The following is a 22,947-nucleotide window of genomic DNA, read 5'->3' as shown; positions in this document are numbered from 1 at the left end:
ACGGCAAGTCAGGCTGCGGATACTTCCCTGATGGCCACCGTTGACCTCATCCCCGCACCAGCCGGCGACGCGGTGACATTCCGTCTGCGCCGGTCGCGGCTGTGGTGGGGACGGCACTGATGTTGACGCCCATGTTTCTGCTGGTCCACGGGACCGCGGTCGGCCTCTCGCTGGCCGCGTGGGACTTCACTGAAACGGTGATTGTCGTGCTGTTGACGGCGATCGGGGGAGCAACCGGGGCCGTCCTCCGCGCCGGCCACCATCCCGGCTGGATACGCGCCTCGGCCTCCGGCTTGGAGTTGGCAGCTACCGGCTGCCAGCCGGTGTTCTTGCCGTGGTCGGCGGTTCAGTCGGTCAAGCTGCGCTTTACCAGCCCAGTGACCGAACTGCTGGTAACGCCCACCAGCCTGAACGCCGCTACTGTCGCAGCCCTTCCGGCGCGGGCACCACGGGTGCAGCGACGCTCGGGCGCCGCCGCGTTCATCGTCGACGTCGGCCTGATGACGCCCGGACCGTCGGCGCCAGTTCGTCGCCGACGCGGCCCCCTCGCCACCACCTCAGCGTGCGGCCCCGACTTGCGCCGAGAGTGCCTGATCGCCCTGACAGTCAAAGCAGGAGCTTTCGAGATCGCGGTCTCTCTTCACGCCCAGGTCCGAACAGGTGTTCTAATATCCGAGGTGTGGGAGCGACCGCGGATCTGGCTGAGCTGGGCATTGTGCCCGCTAGCGCGCTGTCTGCGGAGACTGCCCGGACGGATCTCGCCCGTCGCCTTTCGGTACTGCCGTCCTTCTCCGGGCTGCTGCCGGGTGGTCTGCTCCGGGGGATGACGGTGGCAGTGTCGGCGCGGCGGGCTGGAGCGACGTCGTTGCTGCTGGCGTTGCTGGCCGGCGCGTCGCAGGGCGGGGCGTGGTGTGCCGTCGTTGGGGTGCCGGCTCTGTCGTGGGCCGCGACCGCGGACGCCGGCGTCGACCTCGAGCGGCTGGCGGTGGTCCCGGATCCGGGGCCGGATGGGGCGGCGGTCGCGGCGACGTTGCTGGACGGCTTCGACCTGGTCGCGTTCGCCTCCCAGGGGTCGTTGGCCGCGAGCGTGAGTTCGCATCTGTCCGCGCGGGCCCGGACCAGTAAGTCGGTGCTGGTCGCTTGCACTGCGGGCTGGCCCGGCGCCAATTTGAGCATGTCGGTGGAGGCCAGTAGCTGGCACGGGCGGCGCCGGCTGCGCGCCCATCGGATGGACGTGTTGGTCTCCGGCCGGGGCAACGCTGGGCGGCCGCGGCGGGCCGAGGTATGGCTGCCCGCCGACCAGGCCCTGCCGGTCGAGACCGCCTCGGCAGCGCCGCGGCGGTTGCGGGTCGTGTCGTGACCGCGCCCCGGACCATGGCGCCGTGGGTCGCGGATTGGCCGGCGACCGCGGCCGTGCTGGCCGGAGAAGCCGGGCAACTGGATCCGCTGGCGGTGCTGCACGCCAACCGGGTGATCGCGTGCACGCCGGCCGGGCGCGAGCGTGGCGTGCTGCCGGGCCTACGGAAACGGGAGGCGCAGTCACGGTGCCCGGAGCTGGTCGTGGTCGCCGCCGACGAGGCCCGGGATGCGGTCTTTTTCGAGCCGGTGCTCGCCGCGGTCGAGCAGGTGGCAGCGGGGGTGATGGTGTTGCGGGCGGGGGCGTGCGGGTTCGCCGCCCGCGGCCCGGCCGCCTACTTCGGCGGCGAGACCGTGGTGGCGGAGAAGATCATCGAGCGGGTCGCCACGGAGACCGGGGTGGAGGCGCAGATCGGGGTCGCCGACGGCACGTTCGCGGCGTTGCTGGCCGCCCGCGCCGGTCAGGTCGTCGAGCCGGGCGGCACACCGGGGTTTCTGGCCGCTCTGCCCGTCGCGGCTTTGGGGCGGCCCGTGCTGGCCGATCTGCTGCAGCGTCTCGGGGTCAACACGCTCGGCGAATTCGCGGCCTTGCCGAGCAGCGACGTCCTGGCCCGGTTCGGCACGGACGGGGCGCTCGCACACCGGCTGGCCGCCGGCCGCGACGACCGACCCCTGGAAGTGCGGCAGCCCCCGACCGACCTGAGCGTGTCGGAGACCTTCGACGAGCCGATCGAGCGGGTCGACGTGGCCGCGTTCGCCGCCCGCACCCTGGCCGTGAAGTTGCACGAGCGCCTCGCCGGGCACGGCCTGGCGGCGACGCGGTTGGAGATCGGCGTGGTCACCGCCGACGGGCAGGAACTGTCGCGGGTGTGGCGCCACGACGGGCTGCTGTCCGCGCAGGCGATCGCGGATCGCACCCGCTGGCAACTCGAGGGGTGGCTGACCCGCCGCCAGCTGACCGCCGGCATCACCACCCTGACCCTGACCCCCCAGGGGGTGCTGCACCAAGGCGGACTCCAGCCGGGGTTGTGGGGCGAGCCCGGCGCGGACCGCGACCGGGCGCACCGGGCGATGCACCGCGTCCAGGGCCTGCTCGGCCCCGACTCCGTGCAGGTCGGCGTGCTCTCGGGCGGCCGCGACCCCCAGCATCTGGTCACGGCGGTGCCGTTCGGCGACGAACGTGCCCCAGCACGTCCAGCCGGGCCGTGGCCAGCCGCCCTACCCGCCCCCTACCCGGCGTTGACCGTCGCCGACCAGCCCGTCGACCTGCTCGACGCCGACGGCACGCCGGTCGGGATCAGCGCGCGCCTCGCCATGACCGGCCCGCCGGCCCGGCTCGAGGTCGGTGACCGGCGGGCGCGGGTGGTGTCGTGGTGGGGACCGTGGCCGGTCGTCGAACGCTGGTGGGATGCCGAGGCCGGTCGGCGTGGGGTCCGGCTGCAGGTGCAGACGGATGACGGTGTCGCGTTGCTGCTGTTTCTGACCGGCGGCCGCTGGTTCGTGGTGGGGCGCTTCGATTGAGTTTCAGCAACCAGCCCGGCATCGGCTGGGCCGACCTGCAAGCCCGGATGCGCAGCACCCCAGCCATCACGGACCCGCTCGCTGGCGCAGACGGCGGGGACGCCCCCGGCTTCTCCCGTAAACGCGAACCCTTCACCGCCCCCACCTTGGTCCGCACCACCGGGGAGGTGCCGTACGCGGAGTTGCACGTCCACTCGCACTACAGCTTCCTCGACGGCGCATCGTCGCCGGAGGACCTGGTGGTCGAGGCCGCCCGCCTCGGCCTGACCGGGATCGGTATCACCGATCACGACGGTTTCTACGGGGCGGTCCGGTTCTCCGTGGCGGCCCGCGAGCTCGGCATCCCCAGCGTCTACGGCGTGGAGCTGTCGCTCGGGCTGCCGGCGGCGCAGACCGGCCAGCCCGACCCGGCGGGCCGACATCTGCTGGTGCTGGCGCGCGGGCAGGAGGGCTATCACCGCCTCGCCGCGGTGCTCGGCGACGCCCACCTCGCCGGCCAGGCCAAGAACCGGCCCGTCTACGACCTCGACGAGGTCGCTGAGCGGCTGCGGGATCACGTGGTGGTGTTGACCGGCTGCCGCAAAGGCCACGTCCCTGCCGCCCTCGCCCGCCACGGGCCGGACGCGGCTCGTACCGAGCTCGACCGGCTCGTCGCCCTGTTCGGCCGGGAGAACGTGGCGGCCGAGCTGACCGACCACAGCCAGCCCCTCGACGCGGAACGCAACGACGCCCTCGCCGAACTCGCCACCACCTGCGGCCTGCCCGTGGTGGCGACAAACAACGTGCACTACCACCAGCCGCGCCGTCACCAGCTCGCCGCGGTCGTCGCGGCGGTCCGGGCCCGGTCGTCGCTGGACGACCTCGACCCCTACCTACCCGCCACCGGCACTGCTCATCTGCGCTCCGGCGTCGAGATGGCGGCCCGGTTCGCCGACCACCCCACCGCCGTGCCCACCGCGGCCCGGCTCGGCGAAGAATGCGCGTTCGACCTCACCCTGATCGGGCCCAGCCTGCCGCCTTTCGCGGTGCCGGCCGGGCACACCGAGGCGTCCTGGCTGCGGCACCTCACCTGCGAAGGCGCGCTGCGCCGGTACGGGCCGCCCGCCGCGCACCCGGACGCCTACGCGCAGATCGACCACGAGCTCACGATGATCAGCGAACTCGACTTCCCTGGCTACTTCCTGGTCGTCTGGGACATCGTCCGGTTCTGCCGCCAAGAAAACATCTACTGCCAGGGGCGCGGGTCGGCCGCGAACTCCGCGGTGTGTTACGCGTTGCGGATCACCAACGTGGACCCGGTCGCGCACCGGCTGCTGTTCGAGCGGTTCCTCGCCCCGGAACGCGACGGGCCGCCCGACATCGACGTCGACATCGAATCCGGGCGCCGCGAGGAAGTCATCCAGTACGTGTACGGCAAGTACGGGCGCCGGCACACCGCGCAGGTCGCCAACGTCATCACCTACCGGCCGAAATCCGCGATCCGTGACGTCGCCCGCGCGTTCGGCCACGGCGTCGGCCAGCAGGACGCCTGGTCCAAGAACATCGAACGCTGGCACGACCTGACCGTCACCGACACCGCCGGCATCCCGCAGCAGGTCGTCACGTTCGCCAACGAGCTGCTCACCGCACCGCGGCATCTGGGCATCCACTCCGGCGGAATGGTGATCTGCGACCGGCCGGTCACCGAGGTCTGCCCCGTCGAATGGGCCACCATGCCCGGCCGCAGCGTGTTGCAGTGGGACAAGGACGACTGCGCAGAAGTCGGCCTGACGAAATTCGACCTGCTCGGCCTCGGCATGCTCTCCGCCCTGCACTACGCCTTCGACTTCCTCGGCCAAGACCTCGACCTCGGCGACCTCGACTGCACCGACCCCGAGGTCTACGCCATGCTCTGCCGAGCCGACACCGTCGGCGTCTTCCAAGTCGAGTCCCGCGCGCAGATGTCCACCCTGCCCCGGCTACAACCCACGTGCTTCTACGACCTGGTCGTTGAGGTCGGCTTGATCCGGCCCGGGCCCATCCAAGGCGGGTCCGTGCACCCGTATATCCGCCGCAAGAACGGCCTCGAAGAACCCGTCTATGGGCACCCACTGATGCGGAACAGCCTCGAGAAAACCCTCGGCGTCCCGCTCTGGCAGGAACAGATGATGCAACTGGCCATCGACGTCGCCGGATTCACCCCCGCCGAAGCAGACCAGCTGCGCCGGGCCATGGGCTCCAAACGCTCCGCCGCCAAAATGGAACGCCTCAAAAGCCGACTCTATGAGGGGATGGCCGCCAACCAGATCCCACCGCAGGTGGCAGACGACATCTGGCTCAAACTCGCCGCGTTCTCCTCCTACGGCTTCCCCGAAAGCCACGCCATGAGCTTCGCCTACCTCGTCTACGCCTCAGCCTGGCTCAAGCGCTACCACCCCGCCGCGTTCACCGCCGCCCTACTCGGCGCCCAACCCATGGGCTTCTACAACCCCCAAAGCCTGGCCGACGACGCCCGCCGCCACGGCGTCACCGTCCTGCGCCCCGACATCAACGCCTCCGCAGTGAAAGCCAGCCTCGAGACCGGGCCCGACACCCGATGGGCGGCCCTGCCCGGCGAACCACCACACGCCTGGGGACTCGGCGGGCCCGCCGTGCGGCTCGGCCTCGACCAAGTCCGCACCCTCGGCACCGACATCGCCGAACGCATCGTCAAACAACGCGACACCGGCGGCCCGTACGCGAGCATGACCGACCTCGCCCGACGAACGAGCCTGTCCACCGCACACCTCGAATCCCTCGCTACCGCCGACGCGTTCACCGGCCTCGGCCACACCCGACGTCAAGCCCTCTGGGCCGCCGGCGCCGCCGCCCTCGACAAACCCGACAAACTTCCGAACACCACCGTCGGACACCACGCTCCCGCCCTGCCCGGCATGGACAACACCGACACCCTCAAAGCCGACGTCTGGGCCACCGGCCTCGCCCCCGACAACCACCCCATCCAACTCATCCGGCACCGCCTCGACCAGCAACACATAACGTCCATCGCCCAGCTGGCCGCAGTGGAAGACAAGACCCGAGTGCTGGTCGCCGGGCTCGTCACCCACCGGCAACGACCCGCCACCGCCGGCGGCGTCACCTTCATCAACCTCGAAGACGAAACCGGCATGCTCAACGTCATCGTCTCCGAAGGTGCCTGGCACCACTTCCGCCACATCGTCCGGACCAACAACGCGCTGATCATCCGCGGCCAACTCCAAGTCGCCGACACCGTCCGCAACCTCATGGCCGACAACATCCGACCACTTACTGTCGCGACGCGTCCGGCCAGCCGCGACTTCCGTTGATTGCGGCGTGGCGGATCCCTTATCGGTTGGTTCCGAGAGGCCGAGGCGCTTAGCCTCTTGACGGTTGAATTCCCGATGCCGTGAAGACGAGCGGTGACCATCTAGGAGGCATAGCCGATGACCTCTGCTCGCCAAGTCGTAGATCTAGTCTGCTGATGCGCCGCGTGGTCCTCGACAACGACGCCCTCTACTGCCTCGCTCACCGCGGCCGCAACAACGACGCCGAAGCGGTCGATGTCCTTCGGATTGCCGTGGAACAGCACCGCCTCCAACTCATGGCGACCCACATCCTCCGGGAGGAGGCCACAGCCGGCGTCGGTGATGCTCGCAAGGAGCAAATGGCGTCGATATTGGAGTTTGCCGTCAACGTCCCGACAGGTGCCTTTCTATTCGACATTTCCGAGTTCGGCCAGGCGGCACCTGGCGTGGACGACGCGACCATCAAACAGCTTCGTGACGGCATCACCGTCGCAAGCCGCAAGCACGCACACGATGCCCTAATCACCTCTACGGCACTCGCCCAGAACGCGACTCTGGTGTCTCTGGACAATCGGGCGATCCGCCGTGCGCGAGAACTCGATGTTGCCGTGATGAGCCCTCTGGAACTTCTCCTGGAGGCTGGCTACGAACCCACCTGGCTTGGGGCACAGTCTGCTTGAGCGGGCGCCTACGACAAGTACCCTGTGCTGCGGGAAGACACCTGCAGAGCCGCCGCGGTTTGGTTGAGCCCTACGCTCGACCGGCGGAAAGAGTGGGGGCAGCTTTCGGTCGGACGGGCCAGACGACTTCCCCGACGCGATCAGGCGGGTCGAGGACACATGCTGGAACGATTCCTAGCCACCGCGCCCTCCTAGATCGGACACGGCTCCTCGGCCGGCGGGTCGTCTGGTCAGCGCTTGGCGTGGAACGCCTCGGCGATTGAGGCCGGGATGCGCCCTCGCTCCGACACCTCGTATCCGTTCTTGGCGGCCCACTCACGGATCGCCTGGTTCTGCTCCCGGCTCGCCCGATTGGGCGCCGCCTCGGCGCGTGAAGCGATGCGTCCGCTCGCGCCGGTACGGCCTACGCGGGTAGCGGCCGCCAGGTATGGATCGAGTGCTTTACGGAGCTTGCCGACGTTCTTGTCAGACAGGTCGATGGTGTAATTGACGCCGTCAAACCCGAACTCGAGGGTCCTGTCTGCGCCGCTGCCATCAAGGTCGTCCGTCAACACGGTGATGATTTGCTTGGACATAGTCTTTCACTCTCCGAATCGCGCTAAACCTCGTTCATTACGCGGCCATGGTCAACCATAGACGCTACGTTGATCACGCTGTTCGGTCGGCGTGACAGCCGGCAGCCCCGGCCGTCGTGGTGCCGAGAACGCGCCGGCCTCTGGCGAGTAGCGCCAGTTTAAAAACGCGGAAGCATCATGTCTTTCTACCGCGCCGCCGCTGCAGTTATGTGCTCGCTACGGCGGGTGGGACCTCGAAGCGTTCACCGGAGCGAGCCGTCGCCACGTGTCGGTCTACGGACGCGCAGGCGAGGCACTGGGCTCGGGAGGTGGGGGCGTTGTCGTCAACTCGTCTCGTCCGGCTCCTTTCACCGGAGCTGCGGAAACTGGTATCGCAGGTCGATAAGGGCCTGGCGATAGCCGTCGCGGCCATACGCGAAGGGCAGACAGACGACGATCTCGGGCTGCGGACCCAGGCGTTGCTTGGCCGCGTGGGCGTGATCGCCGGGCAGGCGGTAGACCGTGGCGGGTCGCCTACGTCGCCGCCGAGGCGCCCGCGGGGACGACCGGCGAGGTGATGGGCGCTCTTGCGCTCGCGATCCGGACCGAGATCGACGCCGGCCGTCCCACCGTGATCGCGGTCTGGGCATGCTCGGGTGCGAAGGCGTCGCTGACCGTCGCGGTCAACGAATCCGCCCGTGGCCCCGGGCTTTTCGCGCCTGACCTGATCAAGACCGCGTTGGCCGGCCGGGGTGGGGGAACCTTGACCTCGCTCAAGGCGGCGACGTCCCCGCTGGTCAGCTTCCGACACTGCTTGTCGCGGTCGAGAAGGCGGTCACTGAGCAGCCGCGCGAAGCAAGGCTCGCAGGTACTCAGTCAGCCAGCGCCGGAGTTCCAGGGCGGCCCGGTGGTGGTGATCGCGTGCCACGATGTAGCGCCGGATCGTCGGGAACCTCGGTGGGCGAGTTGGGAGGAGACAGCGAACTTAGGCGGTCGCCCTCGCGTGTTGTACCGCCTGCTCGGGCGGCTGCTGGCCCGGGTCAGCTTCCGGCGTTGTGCTGGTCGCGAAGGATTGCGGTGATGTCGGTGGTGGGGGCCGGTCGGGCGAACAGGAAACCTTGGCCGTAGTCGCAGCCGTAGGCGCGCAGGGCGGCGTATTGCGCTTCGGTTTCGATGCCTTCGGCGATGACGGTGACGTTGAGGTCGTGGCAGAGCTGGATGGTGCGGTGCACGACGGCGGCCGCGGCGGCGTTGTCGAGGTCGTTGAGGTCGGTGACGAGTTCACCGGCGAGTTTGACCGTGTTGACGGGAAGGCAGGCCAGGGCGGCGAGGTTGGCGTGGCCGGTGCCGAAGTCGTCGATGGCCAGCCGGATCCCGCGGTCGGCCAGCTCGTTCAGGATGCCGGTCGGGCTGTCGACTGCGGTGCTTTCGGTGATCTCGAGTTGCAGGGCGTCGGCGGGGAGCCGGCTGGCGTCGAGGATGTCGGTGATCGCGGCGAGTAGGTCGGGGTCGGCCAGTTGCAGCGGGGACAGGTTGACGCTGATCAGCAGGCCGTGGCCGTCCGCGTGCCAGCGGGCGCCGTGGTGGCAGGCCTGGCGCAGCAGGGTCTGGCCGAGCGGGCGGATCAGGCCGGTACGTTCGGCCGCGTCGATGAATTCGCCTGGGCCCAGCGGGACGGCGTGGCCGCGCTGCTGCCAGCGGGCGAGGGCTTCAACTCCCACGATCCGCCGGTCCGTCAGCTGGAGGATCGGCTGGTAGTACGGCACGAACTCGCCGCGTTCCAGCGCGGCCGGCATCGCGGCGGCGAGCCGATGCCGGCGCAGGTCCTGTTCGGCCCGGTCGGAGTCGAAGACTGCGTACGGCCGGTGTTCGGTGTGAGTCCAGGACAGGGCGATGTGGGCGTCGCGCAGCCAGGCGTCGGCGTCGGTGCCGGCGGCCGGGCGTTCGACGATCCCGGCGGTCATGCTGACCTTGAGCTCGTAGTCGTCGATCCAGGGCAGGCGGGCGTTGCCGACGGCCCGCTGCGCCAGTCCGGCGATCTTGGTCATCTCGTCCAGGCCGGTGGTGCCGGTGACCATGAAGACGAACTGTTCTCCGCCGAGGTGGGCGAGCAGGTGTCGGTGGGCGGCGCCGGGCTGGGTGGCGGTGGGGGGCGCGCCTTGGGCGAGGCTGGTGACGACTTCGCGCAGGCGCAGTCCGATGATGTCCAGCAGCAGGTCGCCGTCGCGGTGCCCGAGGGTGTCGTTGAGGTCGGCGAAGTCGTCGATCCGGATGAGGCAAACCCCGATCCGCTCGCCGGGCTGTGCCTGGCGAATCGCGCCGTTCAGCCGCTCGCGCAGGAAGACCCGGTTCGGCAGGTCGGTCACCGGGTCATGCAGCCGGGCCCGGGTGAGTTGCTCTTGTAGCAGGTGCTGTTTGTCGGCCCAGCTGATCCGCATGCTGCGGTGGAGCACCTCGTTGGCCTCGACCACGACATCGCGCAGGCTGGTGGTGAAGCCGTAGGCGAGCTGTCCGAGCAACGCGGTGATCCGGTCTGGGTCGCCGGGCCCGACCAGCCCGGGCAGCCGCCGGGCCAGCAAGGTCAGCGTGGAGCTAAGTACGCCGGGCGAGGCCATCCGGGCCTCGATTAACGCCGCACCGACACGGGCGCCAGCGGACGGCTCGAAGGGTTGCGCGTCGGCCGCGTCGACCAGCTGCTGCACGAGCAGCCGCAGCCGTTCACGGGCGCGTGCCCGGCGGCCGGGGATGAAGCCGTGCGGCGTGATGACGCGTAGCCACTGGTGGGCCAAAGCGTCCAGGGCCGACTGGCGGCCGCCTTCACTGCGGTGCTCACGGGTCAAAGGGGGCCGTCCTTCGGTCAGCGTTCGCCCGGCACCTCACCTGAAGGGGCCGTCGAACACAGTGCACCGTGGACAGAGCAGCCGCCATCCGCGGCCGCGCCCCAACCGCACCGGACGTGAATACATCGGCGCTGGCATCACCGCAGGTAGGGGGTTAACGGACGACCAGCCGCGCGGATACGCACGGCAACCGTTTAGGCACCAACTGCCAAATCCGGCGGCCGGATCGGCGGCCACTCCTATGTGTGCGTCGCCCGGTCGGGTGACAACCGGTGACCAAACCGCGGTCAGCGGCGCCGTCCGACGGCGACCAGGGCGGTCGGCTGCGGATGCTCGTCCTCCTCATCAGAGTCGGGGCGCCACTGCCCGGCGCTGACCACACCCGGGTCCAGCAGTTCGAAGGACTCACCGAGCAGACCGGCGATCTGCTCGGGCGTACGGATCGCGACCGGGGTCGGCGTCTTCTCGTACAACTGGCGGACGGTCTCCTGCCGCTGCCGGCCCTCTTCGGTGACGTCGGGGCCGACGTGGGAGATCACCAGGATGCTGCCGGGATTGACCGCGGCGCCGATCTGCTCGACGATCCAGGCTGGATCTTCCCCGTCGGTGATGAAGTGCAGCACGGCGACCATCAGCACCGCCACCGGCTGGGAGAAGTCGAGGAACTCCAGCAGCCTCGGATCCGCGAGAAGCGCATGCGGATCCCGCAGGTCCCCGAGGATCGCTTTCACGTTCCGGTTGCCCTGCAACAAGCTGTTGCTTTGCTCCACCGCGACCGGGTCGACGTCGACGTACAGCACGCGGGCGTCCGGATTGATCTGCTGGGCGACCTCGTGCACGTTACCCAGCGTAGGGATACCCGAGCCCAAGTCCAGGAACTGGCTGATCCCGGACTCGGTCAGCCACTCCACCGCCCGGCCCAAGAACGCCCGGTTCGCCTGCGCCAGCATTCCCGCATCCGGCACGATCGCCAGCGCCCGCTGCCACAACTCCCGGTCCACGCCGAAGTTGTGGACCCCTCCGAGCGCGAAATCGTAAACCCGTGACGCGTTCGGCACATCGATGTCCACACCCTCAGGAACCCAATCCGGCCGCTGAGCCACCACTACCCCCGTCCCGGTTCACGGCACCACCCGCCCGGCAGCCCGCCGTGAAACACCTCTGTACCCCGGCATCGCCCCGAGCCGGTAAACGGCCATCCTATGAAGAATCGATACGCCGCGGAGGAACCGGACCGGCCAGGATCTTGCATCATCAGCACGACTCACATCCACAGTGCTCGGCGGACCTGTCCGATACAGAACCTGAGTCAAGCTCGATTGTGTGGCGTCTCCGGCGTCAGTTTCCGCGCAGCTAGGGGCACTGGCGGAAGCCGTGCTCTCTCGCCGCAGGGAGGACTCGCGTGCCTCGACAGCAGCTTGGAGGTCTACGCCGGTCATCTGCGCCAGTGACAGAACGAAGAGGACAGCGTCGGCGAGCAATTCGGCCATGTTCTCGCGTCGGCGCCGCCAGGTATCGACGGCTTCAGCGCGGTCGTGGCTTGCGCACGGACGAGTGACGAGACACGGCAGGCTAGACGAAATGTCCAAGAGCTTCAGCAGGGACACACGCTAAATACCCAGGTTCGCGCGTCCTCCTTCGCGCACCGGGATGGCCTGACTGTTTTATGTGAGTAGTGCGGGCGTGCTCTCGCAGTGCTGTGTCGACTCCGCTGATTGCTTGCCCGTATTCCTGGCACAGGGTTTCGGGGAGCAGGCCGAGTCCGGCCTGGTGGTAGGCGCGGAAGTAGTCGAGCAGGTTCACCAAGGCGACCTTGGCAGCGAAGTATGCGCCGGCGTCGCCGGTGCGGCGGGCGCGGTCGATGTTGGAGCGGAAGGCGACGGCCTTGTCGACGGTGGAGAGCAGCAGGACCGGGTAGTCGGTGGTGTCGATCGGGGGGTCGGGCTGGTCGAGGGCTTGGTGTTCGGCGGCCAGTGCGAGCACGACGTGTGCGGTTTGCTCGCCGTAGCGTCCGGCGAGGAAGACGGGCACGTCGACGCCGGCGGGGGCGAATTCGGGTGCGTCGTGCAGCAGGGCCGCGGCGGTCAGTTCGGCGCTGGCGTCGGGTACATGGCGCACGAGCGCGGCAGCGACCGCCGCGGAATGGGCCAGGGCGGGCCGGTCCTCGACCTGGTGATCGCCGTAGAGGGCGCGGGCGTCGCGGAACGCGGCCTTCACGAGCGGGTGGCGCGGGGTGGACAAGACGGTCATCAGGGCCTCCGTGAGGGGTGGCTACCATGTCGGGTATGACGGGTCCATTACCGCGCTGGGAAGCCGATACGTGCGCGGTGTGCCCTGCTCAGCAACTGGGCCCGGGCCGGTTCGATGTGGTTGCGCGACCGGGCCCCGGGTTGCAGTACCGGCCTGATCTGGGCTGGCGAGCTCGGCCGGACGGCACGCCGGTCTGCGTGCATGACTGCCGCGTCGGGATGCCGGTCGGGGATTACGCGTCGGCCGGGGCGCCGGTGCCGAACCTCGACGGCCCGGCCCCGGCTCCTACCCCGGAAGCCCTCCACCTGCCCGAGCAGCTGGAGGACCTCGAAGGGTGGCTCGTCGCGGTGCTGCGCACCGTTCCGCAGGAGCGGATGTTCGGCGCGGTCGCCCGCGCCGAACGCGAGGCCGGCGAACGGTTCAACTCCCGTGACGTGGTGAAGGCGATGCGTAAGGTGATGTCGCGGGAGCTGACCCGACGCTGACCAGATCAGCCGGCGGCCGAAGCCGAAGCCGGTTCGTCGAAGTTGATACTGGTCGTAGCGCCGTGGCCCTGGATGCCGATCGTCTCGTAGAGCCGTCCGAGCACGTCGAGGCGCCGGTTGACCTCGCTGGTGGGCAGCCAGTACCGCATCGGCTTGTCGCCCCAGCCGGCCGCGGCGTAGAGCTGGTCGGTCTCGCCGCCGATCTCGTATCCGAACTCCTCCAGATCGGTGGCGTGCGCGAACCGGATCCCGAGGTCTTCCTGGATCTTGGTCATCACGTTCCATTGGGCGAGGATCGCGTGGACCATCTCGTCGACCGGTGCGGCGACCAGCAGTTCGGCGCGTTTCTCGTCGCCGGTGGCCTCCAGCACGGCGGCCTTGAGCGCCAGTACCCGCAGGCCCTCGACCGCGAGTTTCGGCGAGTCCTGCTCGACGTTCCAGTCGGCGATCGTGGCGTAGCCGGTGGTGGTGAACCAGCAGCAGGTGTACTTGAGCGACGACTCGGTCAGGTGGGTGTGGAGCGGGTGTTGCTGGATCGCGGTGAGGATCTGGGCGGCACGCGTACCGATCGCGGCGATGTCCAGGTCGGTCGTCATGATGGATCCCTTCACTCGGGTGGTGCGGCACCCGCCCCGCGCCGACGGGCGACGCGGGCACGGAAATCGGGGACCTGGTGAGCGTCTGGCGCAGTGGGCAGCCGTGCGTGGCGCGGACCAGACCGAGGGGTGGGGTTTGCGTCCGCTCAGAGTTCGGGTGAGCGGCGGCGATGAGTGTTTGGCCAGGCCGGCTGGCGCTAGCGGCGCAGGCTGCGCGTGAAGATCGCGACGGCTGGCTCGCGCCGCCAGCACGGGCCCGGAGTCCCGCACTCGCGGCAAAGCCTCGTTGCCTTCGACGTGATGTGCGTGTCGAGGACCCGCCGGGCTCGTACCTGCAGACTCTCAATCGGCGTCGCAGCCGGGGCAGCGCCGATCCGCCGGTCCGTGCCGGCGGTCAGAACGGTTGCCATCGCGGGGTCACCTCCGTCAAAGGCTGCCGGTAGATCCGGCTGTGTCTGACGGGAGTGACGCTATGGTGACCGAACGCCGAAATGATTAGTAGCTCTAATACCGCTGGCCTATGTGGTATCGAGACGGGCAGCGAGCTCTTGCAGTTGCCGGCCGCCGGCCGAGCGGCGGGCTCGTCGCAGCATCGACCCGACCGTCTCGCGGACCAGCGGTGAGAGCCTGACCCGCTGCGGGGCGATCGTCTCGGCCCTCAGCAACGCCGCCTGGGCCTGGCCATCGTGCCGGCCCGTCTGAGCCAGACACCGGCCGAGGTCGGCCCACATGGTTGCCTGCCGGTTCGACGACCCGATCACAGTGACGTCGACCGCGTCCAGGGCGAGCGCTGCCCGGCCGTCGCCAAGCTCGGCCAGCACGCCGAGGCGCCAGATGCCCACGTTGGTCGGCCCGAACCACAACTGGCCGAAGGTGCCTTCGCCCAGCCGCGCCGCGAGCGCCTCAGCCTCGCGCAGGTGCTCGCGGCTGCGCGTCGCGTCGCCGCCGACCGCCGACCGCCGACAACATCGCCGCGCTCAGGTGCAACATGCCGTAGACCTGACCGGCCTGCGGCTGCCCGGTAGCAGCCGCCAGCCGATCGATCGCCTGACCCACCCGGTGAAGCGGCAACGCTCGGGTCTCCGACGGCAGAGTGTGCACGATCGCGAACTCGGCCAGGCCCCGCCACTGCGGCTCGTCGTCCAGCTGCGCCGCGGCGGCCTGGCACTGCTGTGCGGCGAGTAACGCCAGATCGGCGTGGCCGAGATACTTCGTCGCGAAGGTCGCCGCATACGTCACCCACACCAGCCGGCGCTTTGCGGCCGGGTCATCGCGTCTGCCGCCTAAAGCCAGGATCAGGTTCGGCAGGCGGGCGAGCAGATCGTCATAGCGGCACGCGTTGTGTAGCCGTGCTACCTCGTCCATCGTCTCAGCGTGGTCGGTGATCGCGTTGTGGGCCGGATTGACGGTGCCGAAGGCAAGCTCAGCCAACGCTGCCCGAAGCGAGGGAAGGTGCCGGGCCGCGCTCGTGTGTTCCAAGCTGGTCGGGTCGTATGGCTGTCCGGTCAGGTCAGCCAGCGACACCTGCAAGGCCCGGGCCAGCGCCAGCTGGGTGCTGCGTTTGTCTAGCGGCGCGATGCCGGTCTCGATCTGCGCGATATAGCCTTGACTCAGACCGGCAAGCCCGGCCAGTACCCGCTGGCTCAGGTTGCGTTTGAGTCGCCAGCGCCGGACCCGGACTCCGATATGGTCCAGGACGGGGCCGCGGTCCGGGCCGTCCGCCACCATGCCAGCGACGATACTCCCGACCGGCCGGCCCACACCCCACCAGAAATTCCGGTCGAAACGCCGATGAGGAGCGCCACCATGCCAATCGCCGGACAACCCGTGCTGTACCTCGTGGCCTGCGGCGGGCGCCCCGCCGGTGACCTGCCGCCTTTCGTCACTGCTATGCAGGCGGCCGGCTGGGATGTCTGCGTGATCGCTACCCCGTCCGCGGTCAAGTTCATGGACCTGCCCGCCCTGGGGCAGCTGACCGGGCATCCCGTGCGCTACGACTGGAAACAGCCCGACGAGCCCGACGTCCTGCCGCCGGCGGACGCGTTCGTCATCGCCCCGGCCACCTTCAATACGATCAACAAGATGGCGACCGGTGCCAGCGACACCCTCGCGCTCGGCCTGCTCAACGAGGCCATCGGCATGCGGCTGCCGATCATCGCAGTGCCCACGCCGAACATGAAGTTGGCCCGCCATCCCGCGTTCGACACCAGCGTCGCGCTCCTGCGCTCCTGGGGCGTCGATGTCATGTTCGATCCGACCGTTGGCCGCTGCCCGTGCCGAACATGGGCGCTCCCGCCGCAGACTTGTTCCCCTGGCCCGACCTCACGAAAGCCGCAACGGCACTGGCCACGGAGGTTTTGCGCTGAACAACGCCGTCCGCACTGTCAGGTAGCGGCGGAGTACGCAGACGCCTCGGTCGGTGACGTCCACTCGTGGGATCCGGGGATCGTCATCGAGCAGCACGGGCGAGCCGTTCGGCAAGGGCCATCACGCCGACGCATCCCGGAGACGGGCACGACGAGCTCACCGTCAGGGTGCTGCCCGCCCGACCGCAGCCTCGCCGGAGAAGGCTGGTCGAAACGCTTGTGCCGCGTGTTCGTAGCCGCCCATCGGCACATCTGCGGCCGGGGCCCAGCCCGCCGATCCTCGCCGTACGCGGTTACCGATAGCCCACCGCCACAGCCACCTCGTGCCCCAGTTCGTCGAAACGCCGATCGAGGCCAAGGCGGCGAACCCACAGCAGCCCCAGAGCGCCGATGACGACCAGCGCGAACACCAGCGCGACGGCCAGTGAGCTCGAAGCCAGCAGCACGACAGCGACGACCACCACGATCAGCGAAGCTGCCACACCAGCCGGGGCCATCCACCGCCAATGCGGCCACGGCGGAATCCGCGACGTCCACGCTCGCGCGATCCACCAGCCGGCCACGGCGACGAGCAACACGAAGGCCACCAGGAGCAGAACGAATGCCGCCGCGGCCGAACCCGGCGCCGCAAACCCGGTAGCGGAGATCAGGACACTCCCGGCCAGCGCGGCCGGCCCCACCGAGGCGGCTGCCGCCAGCCGGACCCGCTCGCGGCCACGCGCCACCACGGCTTGCCGGCGCAACAACCGGATCACCTCGTTCTCGCCGGCGTCCCCGTTGAGGTCCATCGCTTCAGCTCCAGCTCCGTGAAACAGGCCGAGCCTATCGGGCCGGTGCACAGAGGTCGGCTACCTCCGCCAGCTCTGCTCGCCGCGTCCATCGACCAAGCCGCACCGGCTGACCCGCCCCTCGCATGGCGTGAATCGACGCCTCTCCCCAGCGTCCGGCTATCTGGCACGGCGGACATCGGCGTGCAGGACACGCATCGTGTCAACGTTCCGGTCGGTTCCGGCCGGGTGGTGGGCGTCGAGCAGCTGCCAAGCTTCTTCGAGGGCCTGTTCCAGTTGGGTGGTGCGCTGTTCGAGCTGGCGGCGGACTTCGGCTCGGGCAGACTCGATGCGCCGGATCCATCCTTGCGTCGTGTCCGGGTTGGACGGCCGCTCGCCGAGGGTCCGGACACCGTGCAGCAGGTGCGCAGGGGCAATCACGGCGATCTGCCGGCCGCCGTCGGTCACGACGGTGATCTGCTGGTTGACCGACGCCAGGCGGGCGAGCTGGGCGAACCGTATGCGAGCCTCTGCCAAAGAGAGCACGAGAGTGCGACCGGGGTTCGACGTGGCTGGTTGTGCCATACCCCGATGATGGCGCCAGGGTATGACACTTTCTCAGCTCGGCGCCGAGCCCTTCCTTCGCATTGTGACTCCCGGGTGCCCGAGCACTTGTGCGGAGCCGGGCAGCAAGCCGAGGCGGGGGCAAAGTCAACGGGCGCCGGCTTGCTGGGGCTCGCGGACGCGGCCCCGATGCTGATCACCGACCCGCAGATGGTAGCGGCACGGCCCGCCTACGAATTGCCTCTGCTGGCGCGGGCCGGAGCCGTGTGCTGTCGCGGTACCGCTCCCCAGCGGACGCTCTGGCAGGCGGAAAGTTAAGGCTCGACTTTGATCAGTGTTCCTGATTTCTCGTCCGTGATGTATTCGCGTTTGGCGTTGCGGGCGAGCTTTTCTTCGATGGCGGTTTGCAGGTCGATGCCAGTCATCTCGGCGAGTGACATGATGTAGAGCGTCATGTCGGCGAGTTCTTCGCCGAGGTCCTCGCGTTTGCGTCGCCAGGCGTCGAAGGCTTCGGCGGTTTCGCCTTGCAGGAGGCAAAATTCCAGGGGTACGTCGCTGGTGTTGAGGCCCTTGGCGAGCTTGTTTTCCCAGGTCAGCTTCTGGGCGAACCTGATCTCCAAGGTGGCCTCCGGTCTGCGACGGTCGAGAACCGTGGAAGAGTATCCGGCTGGCCTGTCGCGGGGAACCCTATGTCGGCGTGTCACGGGTCCTTGTTCGGGTGGTTGGTGTCGATGCCAACGACGGTGGCCAGGGTGGCGATGACCCGGAATAGGTCGTCGTAGCGGGCGCAGATCTGGGTGATCTCGTTCACGCCGGGCGGGTTCGGTTCGGCGCGAGCGGCGAGCCGGCGACGGATTTGCTCCGGTGGCGCGGTGACGTGCACGAAAATGCCGCCGTGGTCGGTGACGTGCCGAGTTAACGCGGCCATCTGCTGGTAGGTGAGCCGGGCGTGGCCGCGATAGAGCGGGCCATAGACGAGTTCGCTGAGGTAGCAGCGGTCAAAGACGAGGATGCCCGGCTGATCGAACAGGGTGCGGTAGGCGGCGTACAGGTCGGCGCCGGGCGGGGTGATGGTGGCGTGGATCAGCGTGGCGCCGAGTCGGTTGGCGGCTGTTTGGGCGAGGGTCGTTTGCCGGCGCCGTCGCAGCCCTCGAACACGATGATCCGGTAGGCGGCGAGCTGGCAGAGGACGTCCATCAGCGGGCCGACGCCGGGCTGGCGACGGCGGCGCGGGGGCAGGCGGTGGCAAGTTTCCCGGTGACGGCGTACTGGATCATGAGGTTGCGCCAGTTCGGTTCGCGGCCGTGGGCGAAGGTCCAGGCGGGGCCCGGGCAGTAGGCGAGCACGCGGCGGCCGGTCGCGGCGGCGGCGCCGATCAGCAGGGCGGCGCCGGGTGGGGTTTCGGGTCCGCTCAGGTCGGCGATCACGGTGTCGCTGCCGGTAGCGGCGGCCCAGTCCTGTGCGGCGGCTGCGAGCGGGTCGGGGCTGGTGAGCCGCCGGGCGTGCCGCTGCTGGCCGGTCGCGTTGGCCTTGTGCTCGCGGACGAGTTCGGTCCAGTCGGTCGACGGAGGCCCGTACGGGGTGGGCTCGATGAACAGGGTGCCGCCACCGCCGCCTACCTGGGTCTGGGAGGCGGGGTGGGCGGCGCGCTCGAGGAGGGCGGTGACCGCTTGGTCGATGCCGGCGCGGATCGTGGTGGCGTTGCGTTTGGCGAAGACGGTGAACCGGTCAGAACCTTCGGTGGGCGCTCCGAGGCGGTGGGCGCGTACGACCTGGTCGGCGACGGTTTCGACGAGGGGGTCGGGGAAGGCGAGCGGGGGGCCGTTCTTGGACGGGCCGTAGGTTTGAAAGTCGGTGGTGAGCACGATGATCGGGACGCGCAGGGCGGCGGCGTAGCCGATTTCCATGCAGACGCCGTCGTCGAGGGTGGGGCCGTGCAGGATGGCCAGCATGCCGTCGAGGTGGGTGAGGCGTTGCCGGTCGAGGTCGAACAGGCGGCGTCCTTTGACCTCGGCGACCAGGTCTTCTTCGTCGGTGTCGCAGAAGGGCAGGAAGACGTTGTCGGGTCCGGTGTGGCGGGCCAGGGCGGTGGCCGCTGCGACGCCGAGCTGCCGGTCGTGGGCGGCGAAGAGCCGGTGGGGATTGAGTACATGGCGGGGTGGCTCCCTGATGGGGTGGGGGCTGCCAGGTGATGCCGGTGGTGGTGATCCGGGCGGTAGCCGCGTGGACTGCGCCCCGATGCCGACCCGCGTGCGCTTACCTGCCGATCAGCGCCTCCGATCACACCGCCGAGTCCGTGCCGCTGCGGCTATGGAGCTACCCGTAGGGTCGCTTACTGGGAGGCGAGCCAGGGTGGAGATGCTGATCGGGCGCAAGCTGGTGAGAGTGCAACGGTTGAGCTGGCACCAGCCCGGCGAAGCGGACAATCTCAGCGTCGGGCCGGTCCACCTCGTGTTCGAGGGCGGCCAGGGCATCTTCTTCGCCGGCGGAAGCGACTGGTCCCTGGAGTTGGTCGAGACCGATCCGGAAAGTCGTGTCTGGCTCGACGTCTATGACTACGACTGGTACGGGTCGCGTTGGTTGTTGCGGGACGCATCCGGCGAACCGCCGTTCGCTGCGGTTGTTGCCCAGCCCTTCGTCGCGATGGAACCAGTACGCAACGAGGTCGACCAGGTGATCGGCGTCAACCTGAACTTCGGTGGTCAGACCCTGACACTCCAGACCTGGGGAGGAGAGGTCACAACGTGACAGAGGAAGACGTTGCAGAGAGTGTCATCGACCGCCTGCTTTTGGCGCTCGCCGCGCAACTCGCCCAGGCGAAGGAGCCAGTCCTGGCCGTCGACGCGGCCGACGCGCTCGCCGATCTGAGCAGAGCCGAGGCCGAGCACATCTTCGGCCAGGCCCGCCATCTCGTTCACTACGGCGCGGACACGGAACCGCTGGAAGCCCTCATCGACACGATCTCGGGCATCCTGCGCGCTGAGGCCCCGGAGGACGCCCCGTTCAAGCCGGGAGACAAGGTCCGGCTCGTGGGCGTCCTTCCGGAGAGTCTCGCGGAGTGCGACGAGATGTCGCTTCGCCAGATCGACTTCACCGTTCGCTACGTCGGCCGAGGATCGGCGATCGACGTGCAGTCCGATCTGGCTGACGACTACATGATCGCGACGGTGGCGGCGGACGCCATCGAACACCTCCAGAGGTGACCACCGCCGCATCCGCTCACGCCGCAGAGGGCACGGACTGAGGCTTTCCGAGCAACGGCCGTTGACGGTGGGTAGCGGATTCGTTCAGGTGGTCCGGCCGTGTTCGATGTGCAGGATTACGAGTGCCGCTGCGGTGATCCGGCTGATGGTCCAGGGGCAGAGGCTGACGTTGCGTAGGGCTTTGAACGTGGTCTTGAGCAGAGAGTTTCCGCGTTCGCCGATCGCGCGGACGGCGTTATGGGCTCGGTTGAACTCCTGCTCGATGGCGGTGCAGGACCGATTCTTCGGTTTCTTGAACGCGATGGTGATGGTGTCTGACTCGCCTTCGTAGCCCAGGTCGCCGAGCACGCGCAGATCGTCGTCGGTCCACGCGCTCAGCAGCGGCAGGACGTCATGGTGGCGCAGGGCGGTGGTGTCGTGTTCACGGCCGGGACGCACGGGTGAGGTCCAGAGCGGCCAGCCGTCCGGAGCGGTGATGACCTGCACGTTCCCGCCGTGGTTGTCATGCTTTCCCGACCACCAGAGATCCACCCCGGGAGTCGGGCCGGGCGTGCTGCACCGATCGGTCTCGATCAGCGTGCCGTCGACGTTGACATGCGCGTAGCCGGCCATCTTCGCCGCCAGCAGCACCGAGTTCAGGCCCGGAGCTTGGTCGGCGATCACGCTCAGCCCTTCGTGCAGGTAGGCGTAGCCGGTCAACCGGCTGACCTGGTTGTCGACGGCCAACTGGATGATCCGAGTGCCGTCGAGCAGCCGGCGCAGGACCAGGATCGCCTGGCGGTAACAGCCCAGCGAACGGGTTCCCGCCCTGGTCCCGAGACGTCGGCGTTGCGCGTGCAACAGACCGGACACGAACAACACGGTGTCCTCGGATACGGGCAGGACGGCAGTGTATGTGACACTCATAGTGGCGCAGGACCCCTGGCGTGAAGTGCTCTGTGAGAAGTCCACTTCCTACCGGGGTTCTGCGCTCTCTCGTTGCACCACAACACGTTCGGCGTGTCCACACCCGACAGGCCGGACCACCACCAAGCACCACGCAGAGCGCTCAGATCGTTACTCGGAAAGCCTCAATGATGGTCGTCAGCAGATCATCGACCTGGCCGAACTCGTCGTCGGTCAGATCGGAGACGTCGGCATCACGCGTCTTCTCAATCAGGGTTGCAGCCGATTTGAGAGCGCGAAGCAGTTGGTGGTCCAACACGCGCCCTACGCTAGTTGCGCCGGGCCAACGGTACCGGCGCTCGATTATTCTTCAGTACTCGTATTACCCGGATCAGCGAGATCTGGCCGATGACGGCGAACCCACGCCTCGATGTCCTGACGCTTCCATACCCGCCCTTGGATCAAGTCGTCATAGGGGGCCGGCCAATCCTTGCGCTGCGTCAGTTGATAGACGCGTTGCCGACTGATGTCGCCAAGTCGCAGACGCATCTCTGCCGTTCCCATCAGAAGACGCGACATGCGACCAGTGTACACCAGACTAGCTGATCGACGTCATCAGATCGACGCTGCGCCAGCACCAGCCCCCGGTCAACGGCGCTGGGTGACAACCGCTGAAGACCGCAGCGGACTCCCACGGACGACTGAGGACTGAAAGCGCAGGTCGTCGTAGTGCTGACCAAGGTCATTCAAGATCATAAGTTGCCTGGGGGTCAAGGCGTCGTCACCGGATTTCAGCTGGCTTGCCAGTCGCCAGGTAGCCAGTCAGGTTCGCCATCGTCTGAGTTTGGGTCTGGGGGCACAATGTCGGCGAGCTCGTCTTCGATCTCAAGATCGAAGGTGTGAGCGATAAGCGCTAGATGGACACCCATGGTGGTACGTAGGTCGCCGAGGGAAGTGCGAATGCGTTGGTGTTCGCGGCACGGCGGCTGAAGTTGCTGGCGTCTGGACCGGCCGCCTCGACAAACTTGCGACAAGCCGCGCGCATGGCCCGAAGGCTGCGAGAAAGATCCTTTCCCGGCTGCGCCAGATCCAGCTGTTCTGTCAGAACCCGACGGATCTCAAGTGCGGAACGGACGCAATGCATCTCGTCTCCGCGGTGTCGCCAGCCAAAGAGAACTCGCCGGTCTTCCAGGTAGCCGATCACTCGGCCAGCGGTTGCTTTGTCACCGGGAGTCGTCTGCCACTGGACACCGAACGCTGGAACTGAAACTTCCGTTACGCGTATGCCCACGAAGCGATGCTCTCACAGATTGGGCGTTATCCATGGACGCTGTCGACCGCTTGAGTGACTAACTGGATGACAACAGACGACGACAACGCCGGACGGCCCCCGCTGTTAACGCCTCAGCGGAACAGGTCGTTGACCGAGGTCGCCACAGTCGCGGCCATCTCCTGAACGAGCCGGCGGGTATCCCGGATAGGGGGTGCGCCGAAGGCACGCTTGTAGTCCCGGCTGAACTGCGAGGGGCTGCCGTATCCGACGGCGTAACTGGCTGTCGTCGCGTCGGCGGCACC

The 22,947-nt window shown here is 68.4% G+C and carries 26 protein-coding genes; 10 read left to right on the top strand and 16 right to left on the bottom strand.

The features are described from left to right. Positions 1-131 precede the first annotated feature (131 nt). The 5 genes from ACIA5C_RS47760 to ACIA5C_RS47740 all read left to right on the top strand — a co-directional run bounded on the left by ACIA5C_RS47760 (position 132) and on the right by ACIA5C_RS47740 (position 6,862). Positions 132-827 carry a hypothetical protein gene (locus ACIA5C_RS47760; RefSeq protein ID WP_396067885.1) on the top strand — a complete coding sequence of 232 codons (696 nt, stop codon included), beginning with the start codon at positions 132-134 and terminating at the stop codon, positions 825-827. Next, on the top strand, positions 824-1,360 hold the full coding sequence (locus ACIA5C_RS47755) for a hypothetical protein (RefSeq protein WP_396067883.1): 537 nt from the start codon (positions 824-826) through the stop codon (positions 1,358-1,360). Before ACIA5C_RS47760 ends, ACIA5C_RS47755 begins: the two co-directional genes overlap by 4 nt. Next, positions 1,357-2,877: a DNA polymerase Y family protein gene (locus ACIA5C_RS47750; RefSeq protein WP_396067881.1), complete on the top strand. Its 1,521-nt coding sequence runs from the start codon at positions 1,357-1,359 to the stop codon at positions 2,875-2,877. The genes ACIA5C_RS47755 and ACIA5C_RS47750 overlap by 4 nt, the downstream gene beginning before the upstream one ends. Further along, the gene (locus tag ACIA5C_RS47745; RefSeq protein ID WP_396067879.1) at positions 2,874-6,203 is read left to right on the top strand and encodes an error-prone DNA polymerase; all 3,330 of its coding nucleotides are present in this window, start codon (positions 2,874-2,876) and stop codon (positions 6,201-6,203) included. Before ACIA5C_RS47750 ends, ACIA5C_RS47745 begins: the two co-directional genes overlap by 4 nt. Before the next feature lie 155 nt (positions 6,204-6,358). Continuing rightward, positions 6,359-6,862, top strand: a complete 504-nt coding sequence (locus ACIA5C_RS47740; protein ID WP_396067877.1) for a hypothetical protein — start codon at positions 6,359-6,361, stop codon at positions 6,860-6,862. A 230-nt stretch (positions 6,863-7,092) separates the two neighbouring features. Here ACIA5C_RS47740 and ACIA5C_RS47735 read toward each other — a convergent pair whose 3' ends face one another. The 4 genes from ACIA5C_RS47735 to ACIA5C_RS47720 all read right to left on the bottom strand — a co-directional run bounded on the left by ACIA5C_RS47735 (position 7,093) and on the right by ACIA5C_RS47720 (position 12,506). Further along, on the bottom strand, positions 7,093-7,437 hold the full coding sequence (locus tag ACIA5C_RS47735) for an Lsr2 family protein (protein ID WP_396067875.1): 345 nt from the start codon (positions 7,435-7,437) through the stop codon (positions 7,093-7,095). A gap of 1,019 nt (positions 7,438-8,456) precedes the next feature. Continuing rightward, entirely contained in the window at positions 8,457-10,256 is a 1,800-nt protein-coding gene (locus ACIA5C_RS47730; RefSeq protein ID WP_396067873.1) for a putative bifunctional diguanylate cyclase/phosphodiesterase, read from the bottom strand. Between the two features lie 287 nt (positions 10,257-10,543). Further along, positions 10,544-11,359, bottom strand: a complete 816-nt coding sequence (locus tag ACIA5C_RS47725; protein ID WP_396067871.1) for an SAM-dependent methyltransferase — start codon at positions 11,357-11,359, stop codon at positions 10,544-10,546. 469 nt (positions 11,360-11,828) lie between these two features. Continuing rightward, positions 11,829-12,506: a metal-dependent phosphohydrolase gene (locus ACIA5C_RS47720; RefSeq protein WP_396067869.1), complete on the bottom strand. Its 678-nt coding sequence runs from the start codon at positions 12,504-12,506 to the stop codon at positions 11,829-11,831. Between the two features lie 218 nt (positions 12,507-12,724). On the opposite strand from ACIA5C_RS47720, the gene ACIA5C_RS47715 reads away from it, so the two are divergent. After that, positions 12,725-12,991 carry a hypothetical protein gene (locus ACIA5C_RS47715; protein ID WP_396067867.1) on the top strand — a complete coding sequence of 89 codons (267 nt, stop codon included), beginning with the start codon at positions 12,725-12,727 and terminating at the stop codon, positions 12,989-12,991. Between the two features lie 5 nt (positions 12,992-12,996). Here the strand turns inward: ACIA5C_RS47715 and ACIA5C_RS47710 are convergent, their stop codons facing one another. The 3 genes from ACIA5C_RS47710 to ACIA5C_RS47700 form a co-directional block, all read right to left on the bottom strand. After that, complete coding sequence (locus ACIA5C_RS47710; protein ID WP_396067865.1) at positions 12,997-13,587, bottom strand: hypothetical protein; 591 nt, start codon at positions 13,585-13,587, stop codon at positions 12,997-12,999. 518 nt (positions 13,588-14,105) lie between these two features. Continuing rightward, complete coding sequence (locus tag ACIA5C_RS47705) at positions 14,106-14,450, bottom strand: hypothetical protein (RefSeq protein WP_396067863.1); 345 nt, start codon at positions 14,448-14,450, stop codon at positions 14,106-14,108. A gap of 40 nt (positions 14,451-14,490) precedes the next feature. Beyond that, positions 14,491-15,315, bottom strand: coding sequence for a helix-turn-helix domain-containing protein (locus ACIA5C_RS47700; protein WP_396067861.1), 825 nt, complete (start codon positions 15,313-15,315; stop codon positions 14,491-14,493). On the opposite strand from ACIA5C_RS47700, the gene ACIA5C_RS47695 reads away from it, so the two are divergent. Then, complete coding sequence (locus tag ACIA5C_RS47695; protein WP_396067859.1) at positions 15,274-16,347, top strand: flavoprotein; 1,074 nt, start codon at positions 15,274-15,276, stop codon at positions 16,345-16,347. The two genes, ACIA5C_RS47700 and ACIA5C_RS47695, sit on opposite strands and share 42 nt — an antisense overlap. Here ACIA5C_RS47695 and ACIA5C_RS47690 read toward each other — a convergent pair. From ACIA5C_RS47690 to ACIA5C_RS47675, 4 genes are all read right to left on the bottom strand, one after another. Beyond that, on the bottom strand, positions 16,247-16,741 hold the full coding sequence (locus tag ACIA5C_RS47690) for a hypothetical protein (RefSeq protein WP_396067857.1): 495 nt from the start codon (positions 16,739-16,741) through the stop codon (positions 16,247-16,249). The two genes, ACIA5C_RS47695 and ACIA5C_RS47690, sit on opposite strands and share 101 nt — an antisense overlap. Positions 16,742-16,900: 159 nt before the next feature. After that, positions 16,901-17,305 carry a hypothetical protein gene (locus ACIA5C_RS47685; RefSeq protein ID WP_396067855.1) on the bottom strand — a complete coding sequence of 135 codons (405 nt, stop codon included), beginning with the start codon at positions 17,303-17,305 and terminating at the stop codon, positions 16,901-16,903. Between the two features lie 293 nt (positions 17,306-17,598). Further along, on the bottom strand, positions 17,599-17,904 hold the full coding sequence (locus ACIA5C_RS47680) for a MazG-like family protein (RefSeq protein WP_396067853.1): 306 nt from the start codon (positions 17,902-17,904) through the stop codon (positions 17,599-17,601). Between the two features lie 80 nt (positions 17,905-17,984). Beyond that, positions 17,985-18,212 carry a hypothetical protein gene (locus tag ACIA5C_RS47675; RefSeq protein ID WP_396067851.1) on the bottom strand — a complete coding sequence of 76 codons (228 nt, stop codon included), beginning with the start codon at positions 18,210-18,212 and terminating at the stop codon, positions 17,985-17,987. 21 nt (positions 18,213-18,233) lie between these two features. Between ACIA5C_RS47675 and ACIA5C_RS47670 the strand changes: the two genes are divergently transcribed. After that, positions 18,234-18,455: a hypothetical protein gene (locus ACIA5C_RS47670; RefSeq protein ID WP_396067849.1), complete on the top strand. Its 222-nt coding sequence runs from the start codon at positions 18,234-18,236 to the stop codon at positions 18,453-18,455. Positions 18,456-18,480: 25 nt separating this feature from the next. Here the strand turns inward: ACIA5C_RS47670 and ACIA5C_RS47665 are convergent, their stop codons facing one another. Continuing rightward, positions 18,481-19,368 carry a nucleoside 2-deoxyribosyltransferase gene (locus ACIA5C_RS47665; RefSeq protein ID WP_396067899.1) on the bottom strand — a complete coding sequence of 296 codons (888 nt, stop codon included), beginning with the start codon at positions 19,366-19,368 and terminating at the stop codon, positions 18,481-18,483. A gap of 268 nt (positions 19,369-19,636) precedes the next feature. On the opposite strand from ACIA5C_RS47665, the gene ACIA5C_RS47660 reads away from it, so the two are divergent. Next, the gene (locus ACIA5C_RS47660) at positions 19,637-20,032 is read left to right on the top strand and encodes a hypothetical protein (protein WP_396067847.1); all 396 of its coding nucleotides are present in this window, start codon (positions 19,637-19,639) and stop codon (positions 20,030-20,032) included. Further along, positions 20,029-20,487 carry a hypothetical protein gene (locus ACIA5C_RS47655; protein WP_396067845.1) on the top strand — a complete coding sequence of 153 codons (459 nt, stop codon included), beginning with the start codon at positions 20,029-20,031 and terminating at the stop codon, positions 20,485-20,487. Before ACIA5C_RS47660 ends, ACIA5C_RS47655 begins: the two co-directional genes overlap by 4 nt. An 84-nt stretch (positions 20,488-20,571) precedes the next feature. Here ACIA5C_RS47655 and ACIA5C_RS47650 read toward each other — a convergent pair whose 3' ends face one another. The 4 genes from ACIA5C_RS47650 to ACIA5C_RS47635 form a co-directional block, all read right to left on the bottom strand. After that, complete coding sequence (locus ACIA5C_RS47650) at positions 20,572-21,393, bottom strand: transposase family protein (protein WP_396067843.1); 822 nt, start codon at positions 21,391-21,393, stop codon at positions 20,572-20,574. 142 nt (positions 21,394-21,535) lie between these two features. Next, complete coding sequence (locus tag ACIA5C_RS47645) at positions 21,536-21,691, bottom strand: hypothetical protein (RefSeq protein WP_396067841.1); 156 nt, start codon at positions 21,689-21,691, stop codon at positions 21,536-21,538. 44 nt (positions 21,692-21,735) lie between these two features. After that, the gene (locus ACIA5C_RS47640; RefSeq protein WP_396067839.1) at positions 21,736-21,951 is read right to left on the bottom strand and encodes a DNA-binding protein; all 216 of its coding nucleotides are present in this window, start codon (positions 21,949-21,951) and stop codon (positions 21,736-21,738) included. Positions 21,952-22,285: 334 nt separating this feature from the next. Then, a complete protein-coding gene (locus tag ACIA5C_RS47635; RefSeq protein ID WP_396067837.1) occupies positions 22,286-22,663 on the bottom strand; it encodes a DUF6650 family protein in 378 nt (125 codons plus the stop codon). Between the last annotated feature and the right edge of the window lie 284 nt (positions 22,664-22,947).

Origin of the sequence: Actinoplanes sp. NPDC051343 (assembly GCF_044455125.1) — a bacterium.
Taxonomy (GTDB): Bacteria; Actinomycetota; Actinomycetes; order Mycobacteriales; family Micromonosporaceae; genus Actinoplanes.
The sequence above is the reverse complement of the archived record's forward strand: the minus strand, read 5'-3'. Positions and strand labels throughout refer to the sequence as shown.